The sequence below is a fragment of the Anaerobacillus alkalidiazotrophicus genome (assembly GCF_001866055.1).
Genome location: NZ_MLQS01000017.1, coordinates 504,981 through 523,953 on the forward strand (window position 1 = coordinate 504,981; position 18,973 = coordinate 523,953).

General features: G+C 33.4%; 20 protein-coding genes. 13 read left to right on the top strand and 7 right to left on the bottom strand.

Annotated elements, in window-relative coordinates; genetic code table 11:
* Positions 1–193 precede the first annotated feature (193 nt).
* From BKP45_RS12615 to BKP45_RS12625, 3 genes are all read left to right on the top strand, one after another.
* The gene (locus tag BKP45_RS12615; RefSeq protein ID WP_071390018.1) at positions 194–892 is read left to right on the top strand and encodes a hypothetical protein; all 699 of its coding nucleotides are present in this window, start codon (positions 194–196) and stop codon (positions 890–892) included.
* Positions 893–1,193: 301 nt separating this feature from the next.
* Positions 1,194–2,195 carry a methyl-accepting chemotaxis protein gene (locus BKP45_RS12620; RefSeq protein WP_071390019.1) on the top strand — a complete coding sequence of 334 codons (1,002 nt, stop codon included), beginning with the start codon at positions 1,194–1,196 and terminating at the stop codon, positions 2,193–2,195.
* Between the two features lie 198 nt (positions 2,196–2,393).
* A complete protein-coding gene (locus tag BKP45_RS12625; RefSeq protein ID WP_084787890.1) occupies positions 2,394–2,726 on the top strand; it encodes a rhodanese-like domain-containing protein in 333 nt (110 codons plus the stop codon).
* Positions 2,727–3,015: 289 nt separating this feature from the next.
* Here the strand turns inward: BKP45_RS12625 and BKP45_RS12630 are convergent, their stop codons facing one another.
* Positions 3,016–3,720, bottom strand: coding sequence for a Crp/Fnr family transcriptional regulator (locus tag BKP45_RS12630; protein WP_071390020.1), 705 nt, complete (start codon positions 3,718–3,720; stop codon positions 3,016–3,018).
* A 323-nt stretch (positions 3,721–4,043) separates the two neighbouring features.
* Between BKP45_RS12630 and BKP45_RS12635 the strand changes: the two genes are divergently transcribed.
* Positions 4,044–4,349: an IDEAL domain-containing protein gene (locus BKP45_RS12635; protein ID WP_071390021.1), complete on the top strand. Its 306-nt coding sequence runs from the start codon at positions 4,044–4,046 to the stop codon at positions 4,347–4,349.
* Between the two features lie 401 nt (positions 4,350–4,750).
* Here BKP45_RS12635 and arsA read toward each other — a convergent pair whose 3' ends face one another.
* Positions 4,751–6,517, bottom strand: coding sequence for an arsenical pump-driving ATPase (gene arsA, locus BKP45_RS12640; protein ID WP_407639599.1), 1,767 nt, complete (start codon positions 6,515–6,517; stop codon positions 4,751–4,753).
* Between the two features lie 111 nt (positions 6,518–6,628).
* A complete protein-coding gene (gene arsD / locus BKP45_RS12645; protein ID WP_071390023.1) occupies positions 6,629–6,991 on the bottom strand; it encodes an arsenite efflux transporter metallochaperone ArsD in 363 nt (120 codons plus the stop codon).
* A gap of 191 nt (positions 6,992–7,182) precedes the next feature.
* Here arsD and BKP45_RS12650 point away from each other — a divergent pair, with 191 nt between their 5' ends.
* From BKP45_RS12650 to arsC, 3 genes are all read left to right on the top strand, one after another.
* Positions 7,183–7,521, top strand: coding sequence for an ArsR/SmtB family transcription factor (locus BKP45_RS12650; protein WP_071390024.1), 339 nt, complete (start codon positions 7,183–7,185; stop codon positions 7,519–7,521).
* A gap of 25 nt (positions 7,522–7,546) precedes the next feature.
* Positions 7,547–8,611 (top strand): ACR3 family arsenite efflux transporter, encoded by a 1,065-nt coding sequence (gene arsB, locus BKP45_RS12655; RefSeq protein WP_071390025.1) that lies wholly within the window; start codon positions 7,547–7,549, stop codon positions 8,609–8,611.
* A 175-nt stretch (positions 8,612–8,786) separates the two neighbouring features.
* A complete protein-coding gene (gene arsC, locus BKP45_RS12660; protein WP_071390026.1) occupies positions 8,787–9,206 on the top strand; it encodes an arsenate reductase (thioredoxin) in 420 nt (139 codons plus the stop codon).
* 64 nt (positions 9,207–9,270) lie between these two features.
* On the opposite strand, the gene BKP45_RS23025 is transcribed toward arsC, so the two are convergent.
* Positions 9,271–9,726: a PCYCGC motif-containing (lipo)protein gene (locus tag BKP45_RS23025; RefSeq protein WP_281243163.1), complete on the bottom strand. Its 456-nt coding sequence runs from the start codon at positions 9,724–9,726 to the stop codon at positions 9,271–9,273.
* 658 nt (positions 9,727–10,384) lie between these two features.
* On the opposite strand from BKP45_RS23025, the gene BKP45_RS12670 reads away from it, so the two are divergent.
* Positions 10,385–11,641, top strand: coding sequence for a M48 family metallopeptidase (locus tag BKP45_RS12670; RefSeq protein WP_071390028.1), 1,257 nt, complete (start codon positions 10,385–10,387; stop codon positions 11,639–11,641).
* Positions 11,642–11,700: 59 nt separating this feature from the next.
* Here BKP45_RS12670 and BKP45_RS12675 read toward each other — a convergent pair whose 3' ends face one another.
* Entirely contained in the window at positions 11,701–12,618 is a 918-nt protein-coding gene (locus tag BKP45_RS12675) for a DMT family transporter (protein ID WP_071390029.1), read from the bottom strand.
* Positions 12,619–12,786: 168 nt separating this feature from the next.
* Positions 12,787–14,547, bottom strand: coding sequence for a B12-binding domain-containing radical SAM protein (locus BKP45_RS12680; RefSeq protein ID WP_071390030.1), 1,761 nt, complete (start codon positions 14,545–14,547; stop codon positions 12,787–12,789).
* Positions 14,548–14,728: 181 nt separating this feature from the next.
* On the opposite strand from BKP45_RS12680, the gene BKP45_RS12685 reads away from it, so the two are divergent.
* Positions 14,729–14,932: a hypothetical protein gene (locus BKP45_RS12685; protein ID WP_071390031.1), complete on the top strand. Its 204-nt coding sequence runs from the start codon at positions 14,729–14,731 to the stop codon at positions 14,930–14,932.
* Positions 14,913–15,227, top strand: coding sequence for a YbjQ family protein (locus BKP45_RS12690; protein WP_071311084.1), 315 nt, complete (start codon positions 14,913–14,915; stop codon positions 15,225–15,227). The genes BKP45_RS12685 and BKP45_RS12690 overlap by 20 nt, the downstream gene beginning before the upstream one ends.
* A 36-nt stretch (positions 15,228–15,263) precedes the next feature.
* On the opposite strand, the gene BKP45_RS12695 is transcribed toward BKP45_RS12690, so the two are convergent.
* Entirely contained in the window at positions 15,264–15,833 is a 570-nt protein-coding gene (locus tag BKP45_RS12695) for a GNAT family N-acetyltransferase (protein WP_071390032.1), read from the bottom strand.
* A gap of 212 nt (positions 15,834–16,045) precedes the next feature.
* On the opposite strand from BKP45_RS12695, the gene BKP45_RS12700 reads away from it, so the two are divergent.
* From BKP45_RS12700 to BKP45_RS12710, 3 genes are all read left to right on the top strand, one after another.
* Positions 16,046–17,044 carry an ABC transporter substrate-binding protein gene (locus tag BKP45_RS12700; protein ID WP_071390033.1) on the top strand — a complete coding sequence of 333 codons (999 nt, stop codon included), beginning with the start codon at positions 16,046–16,048 and terminating at the stop codon, positions 17,042–17,044.
* A 116-nt stretch (positions 17,045–17,160) separates the two neighbouring features.
* Positions 17,161–18,159, top strand: a complete 999-nt coding sequence (locus BKP45_RS12705) for an ABC transporter permease (RefSeq protein WP_139193827.1) — start codon at positions 17,161–17,163, stop codon at positions 18,157–18,159.
* Entirely contained in the window at positions 18,146–18,940 is a 795-nt protein-coding gene (locus BKP45_RS12710) for an ABC transporter ATP-binding protein (RefSeq protein ID WP_071390035.1), read from the top strand. The genes BKP45_RS12705 and BKP45_RS12710 overlap by 14 nt, the downstream gene beginning before the upstream one ends.
* The last annotated feature ends 33 nt before the right edge of the window (positions 18,941–18,973 follow it).

Sequence of the window (18,973 nt, forward strand, 5' to 3'; positions counted from 1 at the left end):
CCCCTTCATTTTTACATTATGTTATTTTTCTACTTTTACATAGTAAGGTCCCACAGAAAAACTTAAGAGAGTTAGAGAAGATTTGGTGAAAGATAAAAACTTCTTTTGATGGAAAGGTGGGTGTATGGTTTAATTTGTGTAAAAAAGGGTTAGAAAAGTAAGGAAGCAAAAATATGGGGGGTATTACAAGGGTATGAAACAACTAATAATTCATTTGTTAATAATAACTCTTTTTTTTACTGTTGGCTGTCAGCAAATTGTACAAGAAGATACTTTAGAAACTGAAATAATTGAGAAAGAAAATGATACTGAAAAAATTTCCGAAGATCAAGGGTTAGTAGGAGATAAAGAAGTAGATGAAAACTCAGCTAAAACGATTCTTTTCGAATACCTTCCACTACAAGTGGGATATAAGTATGATGTTGTTCATGCCATGGATGGGTTAGGAGAGGGCATAGAAGTTTTATATAAAGATAATGATCGCTTTTTTGTTCGTGGTCATTATGGTTCAGCTCTCGGCTTTTATCGAGTATATGAGGTTAGAGAAGATGATATCGCAATTGTATTTGAAGTTACTGAAGAAGACCTTGACCTTTATGAAGAAATGGCTACAGTTTCAGAGGCAAGTGACCTTTATGATCTCCCGATTTATAATGAGAAAATTGTATTATCATTACCTATAAAAGAGAAAACGACCTGGAGTGGTGGAGAGATTATTGAAACGGATGCAGAAGTGACTATTAACGATGTTACCTATGAAACGATTATTGTTGATTACGAAGAGGATATAGCTCAAGGATATTATTATGCAAAAGGAAAAGGATTAGTTCAAATTGTATATGTAATCCCGGAACTCTCAGAAGAGCCACTTATTGCACAAATGATAGAATAGTTAATAATGGCTAGCAAAATGCTAGTCATTTTTTTCGCTTTTAAGGTAGTAAAGCATTAACTCAACTCCAAAGCTAAAGGGTTGTAGAAAATGGTTTATAGATACTCTCAATGAGAGAACTTCTTGTAAAGGGACGGTGTATACAAATAAAAAAGGGTTTTATAAGTATGGACTTCCTGGAGTTTATTAAAGTATACTAAGAACAAATGTTAAAAATCTGTGAACTTCAGAAGATTATTTAACAGAAACTTAATGAATTGTTATAATATTAATAATATTATAACTTAGGGAGTTTTAAACAATGAGCAAAACAACCACTGAAATAAATGCATCCACATTACTCAACGAACTAAAAGAAGCCAATCAACAAATGGAAAAAGTCGTAAAAACGATTAATCAAGTGGCATCACAAGCAAATTTATTGGCACTAAATTCAGCAATTGAAGCAGCTAGAGCCGGGGAGGCCGGAAGAGGGTTTTCCGTTGTAGCTAATGAAATTAAGCGATTTGCAGACTTAAGTTTAACGACGAATAAAGAAAGTTATAAACTAATTGAAAATATTCAAAAGAAAGCAAATGAAGTAATTGCAGTAAGAACAGCAGATGTTGCTTTTGATACAATTGATAAAATTGACCGGAATTTATTTGAAAGAAATTGTGATGTACAAGCATGGGCCACATTTAATGCGATAAAAGATTGCCTGTTAAACGTAGATCAAAAAAACCAAAAACGTGCTACAAACTTAATGAAAAATATAGTTGATATTTATGAAGTTTATTACGACCTTTTTGTAATGGATACTACTGGTAAAATTGTAGCTTCAGGAGTTAATCAAAATATTATTGGTAAAAACATGTCAGAACGATCATGGTTTAAAGAAGTATTAAAAACAAATGATGTCCATGTTACAGATATGTATTATTCAGAAGTAATGAACGGTCATACAATGGGATATTCTTGTCCAGTGCGTGATGACAATGGTCAAGTAATAGGTGTTTTTACAACACGATTTAATTGGAATTTCATTTATGAAATCATTGACTCTGTAAAAATTAGTAAAGATAGTGAGCTATATTTAATAAATGAAGACGGAATTGTTATTGCAAGTCATAACCATCAAGGCATACTAACAAAAGATCTTAACCAATTACAAGCAGTAAAACAACTGAAAATTGGTGAGAAATATGGTTATACCAAAGAAAAAATAGGTGGTCAAGAAAAGATCTATGCGTTTTGTAAGACCAAAGGTTATAATGCATATCGAGGTAAAGGTTGGTCAGTAATTGTAAGCGAAAATTTATAAAGGACAATATTTACAAACTGTAGTCTTTACTTCTAAAGTGGATGGTATGGATGAATATAAGTGCTTGAAGGAAAAAATATATTAATTTTTTCTTCAAGCACTTTTTTGGAGATAAAAAGACAATTGTCTTGGCTAAAGGTTACGAGTTCAATATAATAGAAAATATGTTATAAAAGTGAAGGAACTCTGGGGGAGAGTATGTACATTATCATAATTGTTATTTTCTTACTTCTGTTTGTTTATTTATATCAAATGTATTTTCCTGTTTTATACGTCCCAAATATGGATGAAGATCAAAAAATAGTAAATAACAATACAGTATTTTTAGATGTGAGAGATTATCGAGATTCTCTCCATAAACCAGTTCAAGGAGCTGTTAATCTTCCGTATGCTTATTTAAAGCGGCATCATCAACAAATCTCGAGTAATCAAGTTGTTGTAGTAGCCTCTGATTATGTTTCAAAAAATTTAACGGTACGCTTTTTAAAAGGGCAAGGGTTTAAAGTGATTGGCTATCAGTTAATAAAATAAAAATTTATCCCACTCTTAAGGGGCAAGTAAGACCCCCACCTCAAAACGTAAGAAAATCGAGAAGTTTAGGTGGGGGATAAACTGCCCCTAAAGGTCCGATATAGAATAACTTTCATCAGTGAAGCTGATGATTAGTTATTCTTATGCCCGTGGTATAAGTTGAACTAACAATCAGTGGGGGATGAAGGAAAACCCCCACTGATTGAAGTTCAGCTTTATAACGAAATGTTTCATTGCGTCTATATTTCACGTCTATACCACTTCTTCTACTTTTACGTAACCTATTGAATTATATTGTGCATTCAACATACGGACAAGATTCACAGCGAAGATGCTCTTGTAAGTACTCGATATTTTTAATTGTAATATACTTTGAATTTATAGAGATAATCTCTTCATTAGTTAAATTCTTTAATATTCTACTAATGCTCTCTCTAGTTGCTCCGATATAGTTAGCTAACTCTTGACTTGTTAATTTTTTGTTTATTAAAATACCATTTTCACAAGGAGTACCGTGAGCATTGCTAAGTCGGATTAATATTGAAAATAGTGCACCTTTTTTTCCACAAAAAATGAGATCACGAAATTGTGCAAGAAGTGAGTTACTATGGATTGAAATTCGTCTCATAAATGCTAAAGCAATTGCACCATTTACACGACAAATATCTTCTATTACTTCCCTTTCAAATCTAACCAATATAGAGTCTTTAATAACATCAGCATTAGAGGTAAGTTTTAAGTTATTATATAAACTTAGCTCTCCAATAAAATCATTATCCTGTTTCAGCTGAAAAAATAAAACTTTACCTTCAACACTTGTTTTACTTAAGCGAACTCTACCGGATTTTATGAAGTAGATATGTTTAGGACGATCCCCTTCGAAAAATAAAGAATTACCTTTTTGGACAGAAATCTCAGTTCCTTGTGACAAAAGGTACTGCTTCTCTTCTTCGCTTAACTCGTCAAAAAATGTCTCTTTTGTAATTTTGACCATTAGTAGTCCTCCTAGAAAAAACAAAAACATAATTTGTAAATATAAGGTAAAGAAATCGTCGATAAGTTAACAATCTTACTATATTTTACAACATTAATAGAATTAAATCGATTTTCTTTATTTAAAAATAACATATTTTGAGATTAAACGCTGTGAAAAAAAAGAGAATATTGGTGGAGTATGATGATATATATAGAAAAAAGCTAAAACTTTACGCTTTAAATTAACTGAAGTAAAAACCTTGTGAGATAACTTGACTAAAAACTCAGAAAGTTGAAAATAATCAAAAAATTTATTATAATTAAAAAAAGGAGGTTTTAAATATGGAAAAGTTTATGATAAATAAAAAAATGTTGAGGAAATTGTCATTAATGAATAACCATAGGGAGCCTTCTGTAGAGATACTTGACTCCTTATATGCTCAGATGTTTTTAGAAGTATCCATTTACCGCTTTCAAACATCGAAACTTCAAAAGGAAATCGATCATGCTCTAAAAAATGGTAATAAGGAAGAATTCGCAAAGCTTGCAGAAAAATACAATGAAATTTTATTTAAGTATAAAGACGGCATTAAATTTTCAAAAAAGGGGTTTGAATTAACGATTGACCTAGAAGAATATGTTCTATAGGCGAATGATAAGAAAATACACAACAAAGTGAAAGTGATGTGAAAAGTGGAGAAAATATGAGTATCATTTTGACGATTTCAATTGTATGGGGAAAAAACCAAAGTACCGACAAAAAAGGCGTTTAGAATTAGTAAAATAATTCAAACGCCATTTTTATTCCACTCTTAAGGGCAGTAAAACCCTCACCTCAAAACTTAAGAAAATCGAGAAGTTTAGGTGGGGGATAAACTGCCCCTAAAGGTCCGATATAGAATAACTTTCATCAGTGAAGCTGATGATTAGTTATTCTTATGCCCGTGGTATAAGTTGAACTAATAACAATCAGTGGAGGATGAAGGAAAACCCCCACTGATTGAAGTTCAGCTTTATACACTCAATACTGCCTATTATTGAAGTTCACCTTATAACAACTTTTTTAGACTTTCGCTTCCAATCATGTCATCAGCTTGCCAAGGCACAATTACGCATTGTTTCGACAGTTCATCTTTTACTTTTTTAATCCACTGTTCTTCAGCGAGAGCCCGTCCTTGAAGGATAGGGTCAGTAGTGCTGGAGGCCTGAAAGCTTTGGTTTATCACCCACCATTTTGGTGAGATTTGTGCACGACGTAAGTCTTCTTGGAGTCGGCTAGCTTCAAAAACAGGTGTTGCTTCTGGAAGTGTTACCAACACTACGTTTGTATTTTTTTCATCACGAAGTCGAGGCAATAGGTTTTTTACTGCTTCTGGGATGTTCCCACTAGAACGAGTAACCTCACGATGATAGGAATGAGCTGCATCTAGTAAAAGTAATGTATGCCCAGTAGGTGCAGTATCAATCACAACAAATGTTTCTTTTGACTTGTCCACGATATTGGCAAATGCCTGAAAAACTGCGATTTCCTCAGTACAAGGAGAACGTAAGTCTTCTTCAATGTATTTTAAACTTTCCTCATCTAATGTTTCTCTTACTTTATTTAAAACTTGGTCACGATAATTCTCAACCTCTTTTTTAGGATCAATACGACTAATCGAAATTTTATTTGTTACTTTCGTATCTTTTAAGACGGTAGTTAAATGTGCTGCTGGGTCAGTAGTTGTAAGATGAACGTGATGTCCTTTTTCTGCTAGTCCAATGGCAATAGCTGCTGCAATTGTTGTTTTACCAACTCCTCCTTTCCCCATAGTCATAATTACTCCACTTTTATTTTTTGAAAAGGCATCAATCATAGTTTTCAGTGGTGGTATCGTATTTGCTGTCAGTTTATTAGTAATAATTCTATTTGTAACTTCAACAGGTACAAACAGTTTCTTCAGTGCTTCTATTCCGGTTAAATTAAACGGAACTAAAGGGAGTTGAAATGTAGTAAGAGATTTCAAATAATCTGACATTTGCTCTAAAGCTGTAAGTTGTTTTCTTTCAAATTGATTTGCTACATGATCGTTTCTGTCCAAAACGTGAAAAACACCATTAATAATCAGTGCTTGATTTTTAATTCCAAGTTCACTTAACTCAGTAGCTGCACGTTCGGCTTCACTTAGTGATGAATACTCTGGTCTTGATACAAGTATAAGTGTTGTTTCTTCCCTATTAGAAAGTGCTGTTACCGTACGTGCGTAAAGGTCTTTTTTTGATGCAAGGCCAGATAAAGGACCTAAACAAGAGGTACCAGTTGTATTTTCTTCTAAAAAATCAGACCATGCAGTTGGCAATTGTAATAAACGTAACGTATGTCCAGTAGGAGCCGTATCGAAAATAACATGATCAAATTGCTTTGTTAAATCATCATTTGATAATAAGTTCGTAAATTCATCAAAAGCAGCTATTTCAACTGTACAAGCACCAGAAAGCTGCTCTTCCATATTATCGAGGGCTGCTTTAGGGAGCTTACCACGATAAGGACCAATGACACTTTCCCGATATTGTTTGGCGGCTTCTTCTGGGTCTAAATTTGAAGCAAATAAATTAGGCACTTCACTGATTGCTTTTGGAGTATTTGATAACGTTTCATCAAATACATCCTCAAGGTTAGATGCGGGGTCAGTGCTTACAATTAATACTTTTCTACCGGCTTGTGCTAAAGCAACCGCAGTAGCACAAGCGGTTGATGTTTTACCGACTCCTCCTTTACCAGTAAAAAAGAAATGTCGAGTTTCAGGTAATTTCATTGGGTGAAATAATTCCATGATGATACCAACCTTTCAAGTATATTTAAAACAATCTGCTCTTAATTAGCCCACCACGGAACTTTATTAAAAATGTATGTGGTGGGCATCTTTTTCGCTAATCAGATTAATTATTTATATTGACTTGAGATCAATATTTAATGGCGAGTTCTTGACTTCTAATTCAGTAACATCAATATTTAGCCATGTAGCTAGTTCTGTTTTCGAAGGGTACTTATGTGTTTTTACTATTTTGCCATTCACAACGGTAGCGGGTAAACCGTCTACTCCTTCAGCCTCCATAAGCATACTAATATCCTTATTTAATACATAAGGTTCAGCATTTTGAGCTAGATTATATCTAATAACGTCATGACCTTTATTAACGAGAGTTGCTACGTCTCTTGCAATACGAGTTAATTCTGGGTCAACATCAGGTCCACAAACACCAGTTGGACAGCAAAGGGCAGGGTCAAAAATTTCAATTTTTGTCTTCATGTTAAATCTCTCCTTAAGTTATAGATTTTAGGTTGAACATTGTATCAATGCTACACGGATCGTATTAAGGTTATTTTCTCCGTGCTAAGTAAGATATAATTCTTTTTTATTTTATCATATTTCTCATTGACATATAAGTATATACTTATATAATAATACATGTAATGAAATTAATTAAGGGAGTTGAATTCATGGATAAAATCCCTATAGAAAAAATGGTTGTTGTATTAAAGTTATTAGGAGATAAAACAAGGCTAACGATAGTTAGTCTATTGAAAGAAAGGGATTGTTGTGTATGTGAATTTGTTGAACTTTTAGAAATGAGCCAACCGTCTATTAGTCAACATATTCGTAAATTAAAAGATGCAAACTTAGTAACAGAGAAAAGAAAAGGACAATGGATTTTTTATTCACTAAATAAAGAAAATGATGCTTATTCGGTTATTCTCTCGATATTAGACCATATCCCTGATCAAGATGAAAAATTACTGCAGTTAGAGAGAATTAGTAAAAACGTTTGTTGTGATTAATAGAAGTTTGAGGAGAGTGAGAGAATTGAGTAATGAAACGGAAGTGAAAGGAATTGGGTTTTTTGAACGCTATTTAACGATATGGGTTGCGTTATGTATTATCGTTGGAGTTGCTATTGGCCAGTGGCTTCCTTTTATCCCAGAGACGTTAAGCAGATTTGAATATGCCCAAGTATCAATTCCTGTCGCTATTCTAATTTGGCTAATGATTTATCCGATGATGTTGAAAATTGATTTTTCTAGTATCGTAGGGGCATTAAAAATGCCAAAGGGGTTAATTGTGACTTGTACGACAAACTGGTTAATTAAGCCGTTTACAATGTTTTTATTTGCATGGCTGTTTTTTAAAATAATTTTTGGGGGGCTTATTCCAGCAGACCTAGCTACTGAATATATTGCAGGTGCCGTATTATTAGGGGCAGCCCCTTGTACTGCGATGGTATTTGTTTGGAGTCATTTAACGAAAGGGAATCCTTCCTATACACTTGTTCAAGTTGCTGTAAATGATTTGATTTTATTAATTGCATTTGCTCCAATTGTCATGATTTTATTAGGTGTAAGTAATGTATTAGTGCCATATGACACATTACTCTTATCTGTTGTGTTATTTATCGTTATTCCATTAGTAGGTGGATATTTATCAAGAACTTACATTGTTAAGAATAAAGGAAAAGAGTATTTTGAAAATGTCTTTATAAAGAAATTTGATAATGTTACGATTACTGGCTTATTGTTAACGTTAATCATCCTTTTCTCTTTCCAAGGTGATGTTATATTAAACAATCCAATCCATATTGTGTTAATTGCCATTCCTTTAATCATTCAAACGTTCCTTATATTTGCCATAGCATACGGATGGGCAAAAGCCTGGAAATTGCCACATGAAATTGCCTCACCTGCTGGAATGATCGGTGCTAGTAACTTTTTTGAATTGGCAGTAGCGGTAGCCATCGCATTATTTGGTCTTCAATCTGGTGCAGCACTCGTAACGGTTGTTGGGGTTCTCGTTGAAGTTCCTCTGATGTTAGCGTTAGTTCGTATATCAAACAATACACGACACTGGTTTCCTGATTCAAAGTTAGCCCAATAGTGTCGTTATTGATAGAAAGTATTATTTCAATCGGTTTAGATTTACTAATTTAAACTGATTGCTAAACTTATGTCTCACTGAAAAGACTAAGATTTACTTTGTTTTGAAGTGCAGGTCTTATAGCTCATTATGAGTGAAAAGAGATATTATTTTATTAAAGGAGACTTACTTACACATGTCAAAAAAAACAATCTACTTTTTATGTACAGGAAATTCATGCCGTAGCCAAATGGCAGAAGGGTTTGGTCATCATTATTTAGGAGATGAGTGGAATGTTTATTCTGCTGGAATAGAAGCTCATGGTGTAAATCCTAATGCTGTTAAAGCAATGAAAGAAATTGGTATTGATATTTCCAATCAAACCTCAGACACTATTGATCCTGAAATTTTAGCAAATGCCGATTTAGTCGTAACATTATGTGGCCATGCTAACGATGTATGCCCAGCAACACCCAAAAATAAGGATCGCGTTCATTGGGGATTTGACGATCCGGCAAAAGCAGAAGGAACAGATGAAGAAAAGTGGGCATTCTTCCAAAGAGTTCGTGATGAGATTGGCTCTCGAATTAAAACATTTAAAGAAACAGGAAAATAATAGAAAAAAGCCATTATAGCGAACTTTTCACTATAATGGCTTTTCTTCTTATTAAATAAACTATTTAATTTGCTGGTGGATAAGGTGTAGGGGTAGGTGGAGCATATTTTGAATATTCACCATCAATAAAGTCACGAATTTCTTGAAGGGGTACACCTTGTTCATGTAATTTTTGCACATCCAGTGCAATTTCTATACAAATCCCTCAGCCAGCGCCGTGATCATCATAAACAAGCAAATCATTGGTACTGTGTTCACTTGAAATAAAACATTCCTTAACATTCTTATGATTAAATGGTTCAACAAAACAGTTGCAATAGCATGGAATATATTCAAGGATTCCTTCCTCAGCTTCAACGGCATATTCATAAGCAGCCATTGCACCAGGATAAGTTGCATTTAATACATATTCAGGAAAGTTGTTAGGATTAGCTTCTTCATTTGTAGCATTACATGCTACTAAAATTAGTAGGAGAAAAGTTGCTAGAAAGTAAAAACGTTTAGTAAATGATTTTCCCATGTATTTCACTCTCTTTTCTGTGAAAAATTATACAGTTTATTATACAATTAATTATTATGATAAAATGTATAAAAGCTCACATATTTACGATATTTTCATAGAGATAAAAAAGTATGTATTTCAAATCTGTTTCTGAATTAGAATAATGTACATAATACATTGGTAATATTATCCTCTTTTTAAAAAGTAAAAAGTATCATTCGCATCATTGTTTTTATAATAATACGCTTTTAGAGTTCTAAATTCAATTCTATCGCCTAAACTAATATAGGAGTCTTTGTCCTCATTTTTAAAAAATACATTTTAAAATTTAAGACAAACTATTGAAATCGCACATAGAATTTAAATTTTTATCCCACTCTTAATGGGCAGTAAGACCCCCACCTCAAAACTTAAGAAAATCGAGAAGTTTAGGTGGGGGATTAACTGCCCCTAAAGGTCCGATATAGAATAACTTTCATCAGTGAAGCTGATGATTAGTTATTCTTATGCCCGTGGTATAAGTTGAACTAACAATCAGTGGGGGATGAAGGAAAACCCCCACTGATTGAAGTTCAGCTTTATACGTTTCAAAAGCAGATTCGAAGAAGGTCACCGTAGTAAATATATAATCTTAAGTATTACTAAACGTAGGCTACTAAGAAGGGGAGGATAAAAAGTGAGAAAGCTTTTTTGGGGAATCTTCATTATTTATTTGCTATATGCTGTATCCATATCTACATATTTATTTACAGTAAATACGCCTTTACCTGAACATTATGTAGGAACAGAAGCAGATCCACTTACTTTCATGGATGAAGAACAATATCAATTATCATCACAGTTTTCAAAATGGAGAAATGTTATCTATTTTATCAACTTACCATTTGAATGGCTCATTTATTTATTTGTTTTATTGTTTGGTCTGTCCCAGTTTTTTGCTCGATGGTCAGAGCGGGTAATTAGGTATCGTTTTTTACAAACGACACTATATGTGATTCTTTTATCTACCTTTAGTTGGATTGTTACGTTTCCGATTAACTATTTTTCATATACTTTAAGCAAGAAGTATGGAATTTCCATTCAAGCTTTTCAGAGCTGGATGAAAGATCAATTAATTACCTTTTGGGTAGAAGCTGTTATCTTAACAATTGTTGCTTATGTCATTATGCATATTATTTCAAAGTGGCCTAAAAAGTGGTGGTTATATACTTGGCTCTTATCTATTCCATTTACGTTGTTCTTAATGTTTATTCAACCTGTAGTTATTGATCCGTTATATCACGAGTTTTATCAAATAAAAGATAAGGAGCTTGAACAAGAAATATTATTATTAGCAAAGGAAGCTGATATTCCTGCTGATAGAGTGTATGAAGTGAATATGGCTGATAAAACGAATGCCCTTAATGCCTATGTAACAGGGATTGGTAGTAATCTACGAATCGTATTGTGGGACACGACATTAGAGCGATTAAATAAAGAAGAAGTATTGTTTGTGATGGCACATGAAATGGGGCATTATGATCTAAATCACTTGCCATTGCTATTAATAGGAATGATTGCAGCTAGCTTTGTTGGCCTTTATGTAACAAGCAAGTTTTATTCATTAATAATTAACAATTTTGGAAAGCGACTTAAAATTAAACCCGATAACATAGCAGCTTTACCAATTATCCTTTTAATCCTATCATTACTAAGTTTTGTTGTAAGTCCAGTAAGTAATGCTATTTCGAGGGTTTATGAATACCAATCAGATCGTTATGCAATAGATTTAACGAACGATCCAGATGCAGCTGTTGCGACATTTCATAAATTATCAGTGGAAGGTCTATCAGACGTAAATCCACCAACTATAGTGAAGATTTTTCGTTATACGCATCCACCAATGGTTGAGAGGATTACACATATAAGGGAATATAGTAAAACTATAGAATAAGAAAACGGAGTATCTATGTTTAAACGTATATAGATACTCCGTTTTCTTATAGTAAAATTTTAGGCAGTTGTTTGCCCTTGTTGAAAAGTTTTTTTGTGTTTTTGATCTTTGGTAGAATCTGAAACGACTATAACTCCAAGTAAAACAGAGGAAATTCCTATCAATTGCCACATAGTTAATAGATCGCCGAACATAAATATTCCAATACATGCAGCAACAACAGGTTCGATGGTGGCTGTGATTGAGGCTTTACTTGTTTCAACTTTATTAAGTCCTTTCGTATAAAGTAAATAAGCTAAAACAGTAGGGAAAAATCCTAAACTAATACCGTTACTCCAGAAAGAAGTAGTATGAAATATATTTTCTATATTCCACAATCCGCTAAACGGTAGCAAAGCGATTGCTGCAAATATAAACGTGTAAGCAGTGACGGTTTGAGAGTTGTACTTTTTTAATGCATATCTACAAAATATGCTATATAAAGCATAGGTTAACCCAGATCCAAGCCCAACAATTACTCCATATAAACTAACTTTGGAATTTTCAAGTGGAAATAAACCTATTACAAAAATACAGCCAACAAGTGTAAGTAAAAGAGAGAAAAGTTTTCTTGTTGTAAGCCATTCATTAAACAAAATTCTTGATAAAATAGTTACGAAAGCAGGACCTGTATAAAGTAATATAGCTGCTACGGATAGAGAAGTTTCCTGGATCGCAGTAAAAAAGCACCAATTAAAAAATACGATAGAAAATATACCTGTTCCAACAAAGTACTTATAATCTTGTTTATGGATTTTTAATAAAGTAGGGTTTGTTATAAGTAGATATAGAATTAAAATAATGGCTGCACAAGATACACGAACTGTTACTACTTGAAGTGGTGTGAGTCCCAAAGTATATAAACCTTGTACAAAAATACCAATTGTTCCCCATAAAGAAGCCCCGATAATGATTAATAAATAATTCCACTTTTCCATTAAAACACCTCTGACTAAAAAGTGTATCACTAAGTGTGAGTAATACCAATATATTTTTGCACTGAGAAAAGTACAAGCGACGAAGCTAGACAGCTATTAAAATAAGTGGTCTATAAGTATATAAATATAAAAGAACAGATCATTTAGCATGATCTGTTCTAGCTTATCTTATTTTTTTAGGATAGCACCTATTTCCGGTAAAATAAACGGGTAGGCTTTTTGCATTTTAGGATCAAAATAAGTAATGAGAAGAGTCTTACTTATTATAACTTCTTTTGATTTGAAATAATGTTTTATGTTAAAAGGAAGAACTTCGATCATCGTGTGCTTATGCAAATCCTTCACAGAAAGTTGTAGGTCACTAAATGAAGCAGAGACTTGTTGACTATTTTCTGCAACGTATTCTAGAAGATTTGCTTGTTCCCCTTTTGTTAATGTGAAATCCCACCATGTTTTTCGGGGTTTATGTTTATGATTTAAGAAAAAGTCATAAATCATTATTCCTTTAATTATTTCGAAGTTATTTGTTGCTCTTTGTTGTAAAAACTGCTGAATTCGTAAAAATAAATCTTCGAGTTGATGTCCAATTTTTGACCAACCTTGTTTGTCCCAATAGTCTCCAAATTCTTGGAAAAAATCAAAAGCAGTTGGGAATTCATGTTCTACTAAGAATTCAATGGTATGATCCATCCGGTGAGCATTCCAATATTTTTCTAAAATATCTTCAACTCGTTTGATGCGAATTATTTCAGAGAAAGATAACACATCATTCTGCAAAATTTCATATGGTGAATGATCCATAAAAACATAGCCATACTGTGTTGCCTGTTTTCTTAAACCAGTTCCCCGAAGCATCTTTAAAAAGCCTAATTGCAGCTCTTCAGGCCGCATAGCAAATACATCGTTGAAAGTTTTTTTGAATGAAATATAATCCTCTTCTGGAAGTCCCGCAATCAAATCTAGGTGTTGATCAATTTTATTACCTTCTTTGACCATATTTACGGTTCTTGAAAGTTTCTCGAAGTTTTGTCTACGGTTTACTAGTTCGTTTGTTGCATCGTTTGTCGATTGTATACCAATTTCAAAACGAAAAACTCCAGATGGGGCGTGAGTATTTAGAAATTCCAGCACTTCAGGTCGCATGATATCAGCTGTTATTTCAAATTGAAAAACACAGCCTTGGTGATTATCAATCAAAAATTGAAAAATTTCTAATGCGTAGTCTCGCTTAATGTTAAAGGTCCGATCGATAAATTTAATAATTTTGGCACCGTTGTTAATTAAATATAATAAATCTTCTTTTACTCTCTCGATATCAAAGTAACGGACTCCTACTTCTATTGATGATAAACAAAAGGAACAACTAAAAGGGCAACCTCGGCTTGTTTCAAAATAAATAATTCGTTTCTTTATATCTTCTTTGTCCTCTAGAAATCGGTAGGCAGTAGGTATCGTTTCTAATTTCATATTTGGACGTGGTGGGTTTACAATCACTTCATTATCTTTTCGGTAAGTTGCCCCAAATACTAGATGATACTTCTGTTCTCCACAAATTTCATCTAATAGATGTTTAAATGTTTCTTCTCCTTCGTTAGATACGATGAAGTCGACTTCTGGGATTCTGTCCATCCAATAAGGAACATCAAAAGAGACTTCTGGTCCCCCCAAGATAATTCTTAATGAGGGCTTAACTCTTTTTAACATTTTTATAATTTCGATCGTTTTTTCAATGTTCCAAATGTAACAACTGAAGCCGATGACATCAGCATTTTTTTCGTAAAGATCTGATAATATGTTTAAACTTGGATCCTTAATAGTGTATTCTTTTATTTCAACTTCATATTCAGGCTCAGCGTAAGCCTTTAATAGTCGAAGAGAAAGTGCGGTATGAATAAACTTTGCATTTAATGTTGTTAATACAATTTTCAAATATAATCCCTCAATTTCTAAGATATTAAGCACTATCGTATTTTAACATAAATATTATAAATTATTTGTATATAATCATCATCATTTCCACGAATCCCACCAAATAACAAAAAAAATGAAAATATTGGTTTTTGTTGTATAATTGAAGTTAGATTTATGTAATTGAGGGAGATAAATATTAATGAAAAATCTAAAATTGATATTATTAATTTTAACTTTTTTGTTTCAAGCGATTGCTATTGTTTTCTTTTTTATTAATATTGTTGTTGCTCTGTATTTAATTGCTCTAAATGTACTGTGCGCAATATCGTTAATTGTAGTAATAATAAAGGAAAGAATAAAAGAAAAAAGAGAGGAAGATGACGATGATTATCGCAACTACTGAACAAATCCCAGGTAAAGAGGTAATTGCTTACAAAGGCTTTGTGAAAGGAAGTACTATTCAAGCGAAGCATATAGGTAGTGATATTTTAGCTGGTCTTAAAAACATTGTGGGTGGTGAGATTAAGGAATATTCAGATATGATGGATAAAGCAAGAAAGATTGCTATTAGTAGAATGGTAAAAGATGCAGAGGAACTAGGGGCGAATGCCATTATTGGTGTGCGTTTACAAACTTCAGGAGTAATGAATAGCGCTTCTGAGATTGTTGCATACGGAACAGCGGTTGTTGTTCAATAAAGATACGGAAAATTTTTCGAATGGCATTTGTGGTATTCACAAATGCCATTCGTAATCTAAAAACTTCCCCATAATTATTAAGTCGTCATATCTACCGTTTCCCAGCTTTACTTGATTTACTAGTCTTCCTTCTTCAATAAATCCAAGTGATTTGTATAAGAGAATAGCACTTTTGTTAGAGGCTAAAACTTCCAAACAAAGTTTTTCTAATAAAGGATTATAATCAGCCCATTCAATTAAAGTTGAAAGGAGTGCTTTACCTACCCCGGTCCCTCGAAAATCTTTTTTAACAATGATTCCAATCGAACCATGATGTTGATATTTTTGTAATGTCCCCCCCTGAAAGGTTAACATACCAATAATCTGTCTATTGTACTCAGCTACAATTAGGCAACTTCTTGGATCATCATTGTAAAAATATATAGACTCTTTTTGTTTTTCTTCATTAAGATAAAATTCTTCAATAGTAGCGACTAACGTATCATTTTCACTAATAACCTCATAACTTAATTGACATAGAGGTCTTGCATCTGTTGGACTTGCTGATCGAAGAAGTATCCTATGTCCATTTTTTGAGATAAATTTATAAGGGATGATAACGCTCATCTTTTTTCACTCATTTCATATTTTATCATTAGTAATATATGAAGGTGTTTAGGTTCGTGTTCCACATTAAAAAAGTAAGAAATAGAACTATTTAATAAAAAATGACCTATGTCGCTAAAACGCTTTAAAGTAACAAATTTTTTTGTTTACAATGCAAAAATAATATAATATTATATTATTTAAATATTTTAAATTTTCAGGGGGACTTAACTATGAAGAAACAAATGATTAGTAGTTTTGCAATGTTATTATTGGCAATTTTTGCTCTTGTCGCTTGTGGTTCAAATGAACAATCGCAAGAAGAGAACGAAGTTAAACAAATAAAAATTGGAGCAACTCAAATTGTTGAGCATCCATCATTAGATGCAGCTTTTGAAGGTTTTAAAGCAGCGCTTGATGATAATGGTTTTGTTGAAGGAGAGAACGTTACTTACGACTTCCAAAGTGCACAAGGCGATCAAAATAATGTCGCAACAATTTCTAACCAATTTGTTGCCAATCAAGTAGATCTTATCTTTACAAACTCTACACCGAGTACATTAGGTGCGTTAAATGCAACGAACGAAATTCCTATCGTATTTGCTTCTGTGTCTAATCCAGTTGGCGCAGGTATTGTTGAAGCATTAGATCAACCTGGAGAAAATATTACTGGTGTTATTGATTTACATCCTGAATTTACGAAAAGAACGATCGAATTTATTGATACAAATTTTGAAGGTGCAAAAGTTGGATATATTTATAATTCTGGTGAAGCGAACTCAGTTTCTCAATTAGAAGCAATTAAAGAAGCATTAGAAGGATCAAGTCTTACATTAGTAGAAAGAACTGTTGCTACATCTGCTGAAGTACAGCAAGCAGCTGATTCTCTAGTTGGTAATGTTGATGTGTTTTTAATGACAACTGATAATACAGTTGTTCAGGGCTTAGGTTCTTTAGTTGGTACTGCTAATGACTATGGTATACCATTAATCGTTGGTGATCCTGAATCCCTTGATGCAGGTGGTTTTGTCACATATGGTGTTGATTTCTTTTCGATTGGATACCGAGCAGGTGAAATGGCTGCAGCAATTTTAAAAGGAGAAAAAGTACCTTCTGAAATGAATGTTGAAATACCACCTGAATTATCATTATTAATTAATAAGAGTGCAGCAGAAGCTCAAGATGTTGAATGGAATGCCGAGTGGGATGAAATTGCTAAAATTTTAGAGTAATAATTGTTGGTGGAAATTTGAATAATTTATTAGTTTAGGTGTCATGTGGTCAGACATTACTGACTACATGACATTTTAAATAAGTATGTGACTTATAATTAGGAAGGATGAGTTTTGTGTTTATCTCTATTTTTGGCTCAATTGAATCAGGTATCATCTATGCTCTAATGGCATTAGGGGTTTACCTCACCTTTCGTATACTTGATTTTCCGGATTTAACGGTAGATGGGAGCTTTGTGACAGGAGCAGGAGTTGCCGCAATAATGGTTATTAATGGCTACTCTCCTATTATTGCAACAATTGGAGCTGTAGTGGCTGGGTTCATTGCTGGTTGTGTCACAGGGATTCTTCATACGAAAGGGAAGATTAATCCTTTATTATCAGGAATATTAATGATGATCGCACTTTATTCTATTAATTTACGTATTATGGGGAGACCGAATTTACCATTGTTAAATGAGACAACGCTAATTAAGCAAATTACAAACTTTTGGCAAAATCTAGGCTTCGACCAATTTTTTAATGGAATATTAGCATTTTTGGGAGTTTCACATATGCCTCGGACATGGGCAGTTATTTTTGCTGGACTAATTATTACATTCATTGCAAAGTTATTATTGGATCAATTTTTAAAAACTGAGGTTGGCTTAGCATTAAGAGCAACGGGCGATAACAAGAAAATGATTCGTAGCTTCTCTGCTAATACAGACTATTTAATTATTGTTGGTTTAGGAATATCTAATGGACTAGTGGCATTGTCTGGGGCATTAATTGCTCAGCACGGTGGCTTTGCAGATTTGGGTATGGGTATTGGAATGATTATTATTGGTTTAGCGTCAGTAATTATCGGTGAAGCACTTTTTGGTACGAAGACTATTGCACGTACGACCCTAGCAGTTATCGGTGGTGCCATTATATATAGAATTGTGGTTGCCTTGGCACTGAGAGTAGAGTTTTTAGAAACAGGAGATATGAAGTTAATTACTGCTCTTATCGTAACAGCTGCACTTATCGTCCCAAAAGTAATGGCCACACAGCAAGAAAAAAGGCGGAAGCAGCGTAAACGATTAGAGTTATCAAAATCTCAAGGAGGGGAAAGAAATGCTGCAACTTAATAATATTAGCATCACCTTTAATGAAGGAACCCTTGATGAGAAAAAAGCCCTTCAGAATATTAATCTATCTTTAGAAGCAGGGGATTTTATCACCGTTATCGGTAGTAACGGAGCGGGTAAGTCAACATTAATGAATACCATATCCGGATCCTTGTTACCCGATGTTGGGGAAGTTTATATCGGTGGAAATAAAGTAACTCATATCGCTGAATATAAACGGGCAGCACTCATCGGTCGTGTTTTTCAAGATCCAATGGCGGGCACCGCACCTAATATGACAATTGAAGAAAATTTAGCGATTGCTTATAGTCGAAATCAGAGAAGAACATTGAGGTTTGGTGTTAATAAGAAACGAAAAGAAATGTTTCGTGAATATTTACAATCACTGGGATTAGGGTTAGAAAATCGTTTATCGGCAAAGGTAGGTTTGCTATCGGGTGGAGAAAGGCAAGCACTGTCGCTTTTAATGGCTACTTTTACAGAGCCAAATATTTTACTACTTGATGAGCATACTGCTGCACTTGATCCCTCAAGAGCAGAAATGATTACTAAATTAACTGGGGATATTGTAAGAACATACAAATTAACAACAATTATGGTTACTCATAATATGCAGCAAGCGCTAGATTTAGGAAATCGATTAATAATGATGGATAAAGGTCAAATCATATTAGATATTGCTGGTAAAGAAAAACAACAATTAACAATTGATAAGCTAATGAAAGAGTTTCAGCGTATTAGAGGGACAGAAATGGCTAGCGACCGTGCACTCCTAGGCTAGAACGCATTAGAAAAATCTTAGGGCTATTGCCTA

Excerpts from the sequence above, each read along its gene's own strand:
- BKP45_RS12625 (WP_084787890.1), top strand. The coding sequence starts at position 2,394 with ATGTACATTATCATAATTGTTATTTTCTTACTTCTGTTTGTTTATTTA.
- BKP45_RS12620 (WP_071390019.1), top strand. The coding sequence starts at position 1,194 with ATGAGCAAAACAACCACTGAAATAAATGCATCCACATTACTCAACGAA.
- arsD (WP_071390023.1), bottom strand. The coding sequence starts at position 6,991 with ATGAAGACAAAAATTGAAATTTTTGACCCTGCCCTTTGCTGTCCAACT.
- arsC (WP_071390026.1), top strand. The coding sequence starts at position 8,787 with ATGTCAAAAAAAACAATCTACTTTTTATGTACAGGAAATTCATGCCGT.
- BKP45_RS12675 (WP_071390029.1), bottom strand. The coding sequence starts at position 12,618 with ATGGAAAAGTGGAATTATTTATTAATCATTATCGGGGCTTCTTTATGG.
- BKP45_RS12690 (WP_071311084.1), top strand. The coding sequence starts at position 14,913 with ATGATTATCGCAACTACTGAACAAATCCCAGGTAAAGAGGTAATTGCT.
- BKP45_RS12615 (WP_071390018.1), top strand. The coding sequence starts at position 194 with ATGAAACAACTAATAATTCATTTGTTAATAATAACTCTTTTTTTTACT.
- BKP45_RS12635 (WP_071390021.1), top strand. The coding sequence starts at position 4,044 with ATGGAAAAGTTTATGATAAATAAAAAAATGTTGAGGAAATTGTCATTA.
- BKP45_RS12650 (WP_071390024.1), top strand. The coding sequence starts at position 7,183 with ATGGATAAAATCCCTATAGAAAAAATGGTTGTTGTATTAAAGTTATTA.
- BKP45_RS12695 (WP_071390032.1), bottom strand. The coding sequence starts at position 15,833 with ATGAGCGTTATCATCCCTTATAAATTTATCTCAAAAAATGGACATAGG.
- BKP45_RS12685 (WP_071390031.1), top strand. The coding sequence starts at position 14,729 with ATGAAAAATCTAAAATTGATATTATTAATTTTAACTTTTTTGTTTCAA.
- BKP45_RS12710 (WP_071390035.1), top strand. The coding sequence starts at position 18,146 with ATGCTGCAACTTAATAATATTAGCATCACCTTTAATGAAGGAACCCTT.
- BKP45_RS12630 (WP_071390020.1), bottom strand. The coding sequence starts at position 3,720 with ATGGTCAAAATTACAAAAGAGACATTTTTTGACGAGTTAAGCGAAGAA.
- BKP45_RS12700 (WP_071390033.1), top strand. The coding sequence starts at position 16,046 with ATGAAGAAACAAATGATTAGTAGTTTTGCAATGTTATTATTGGCAATT.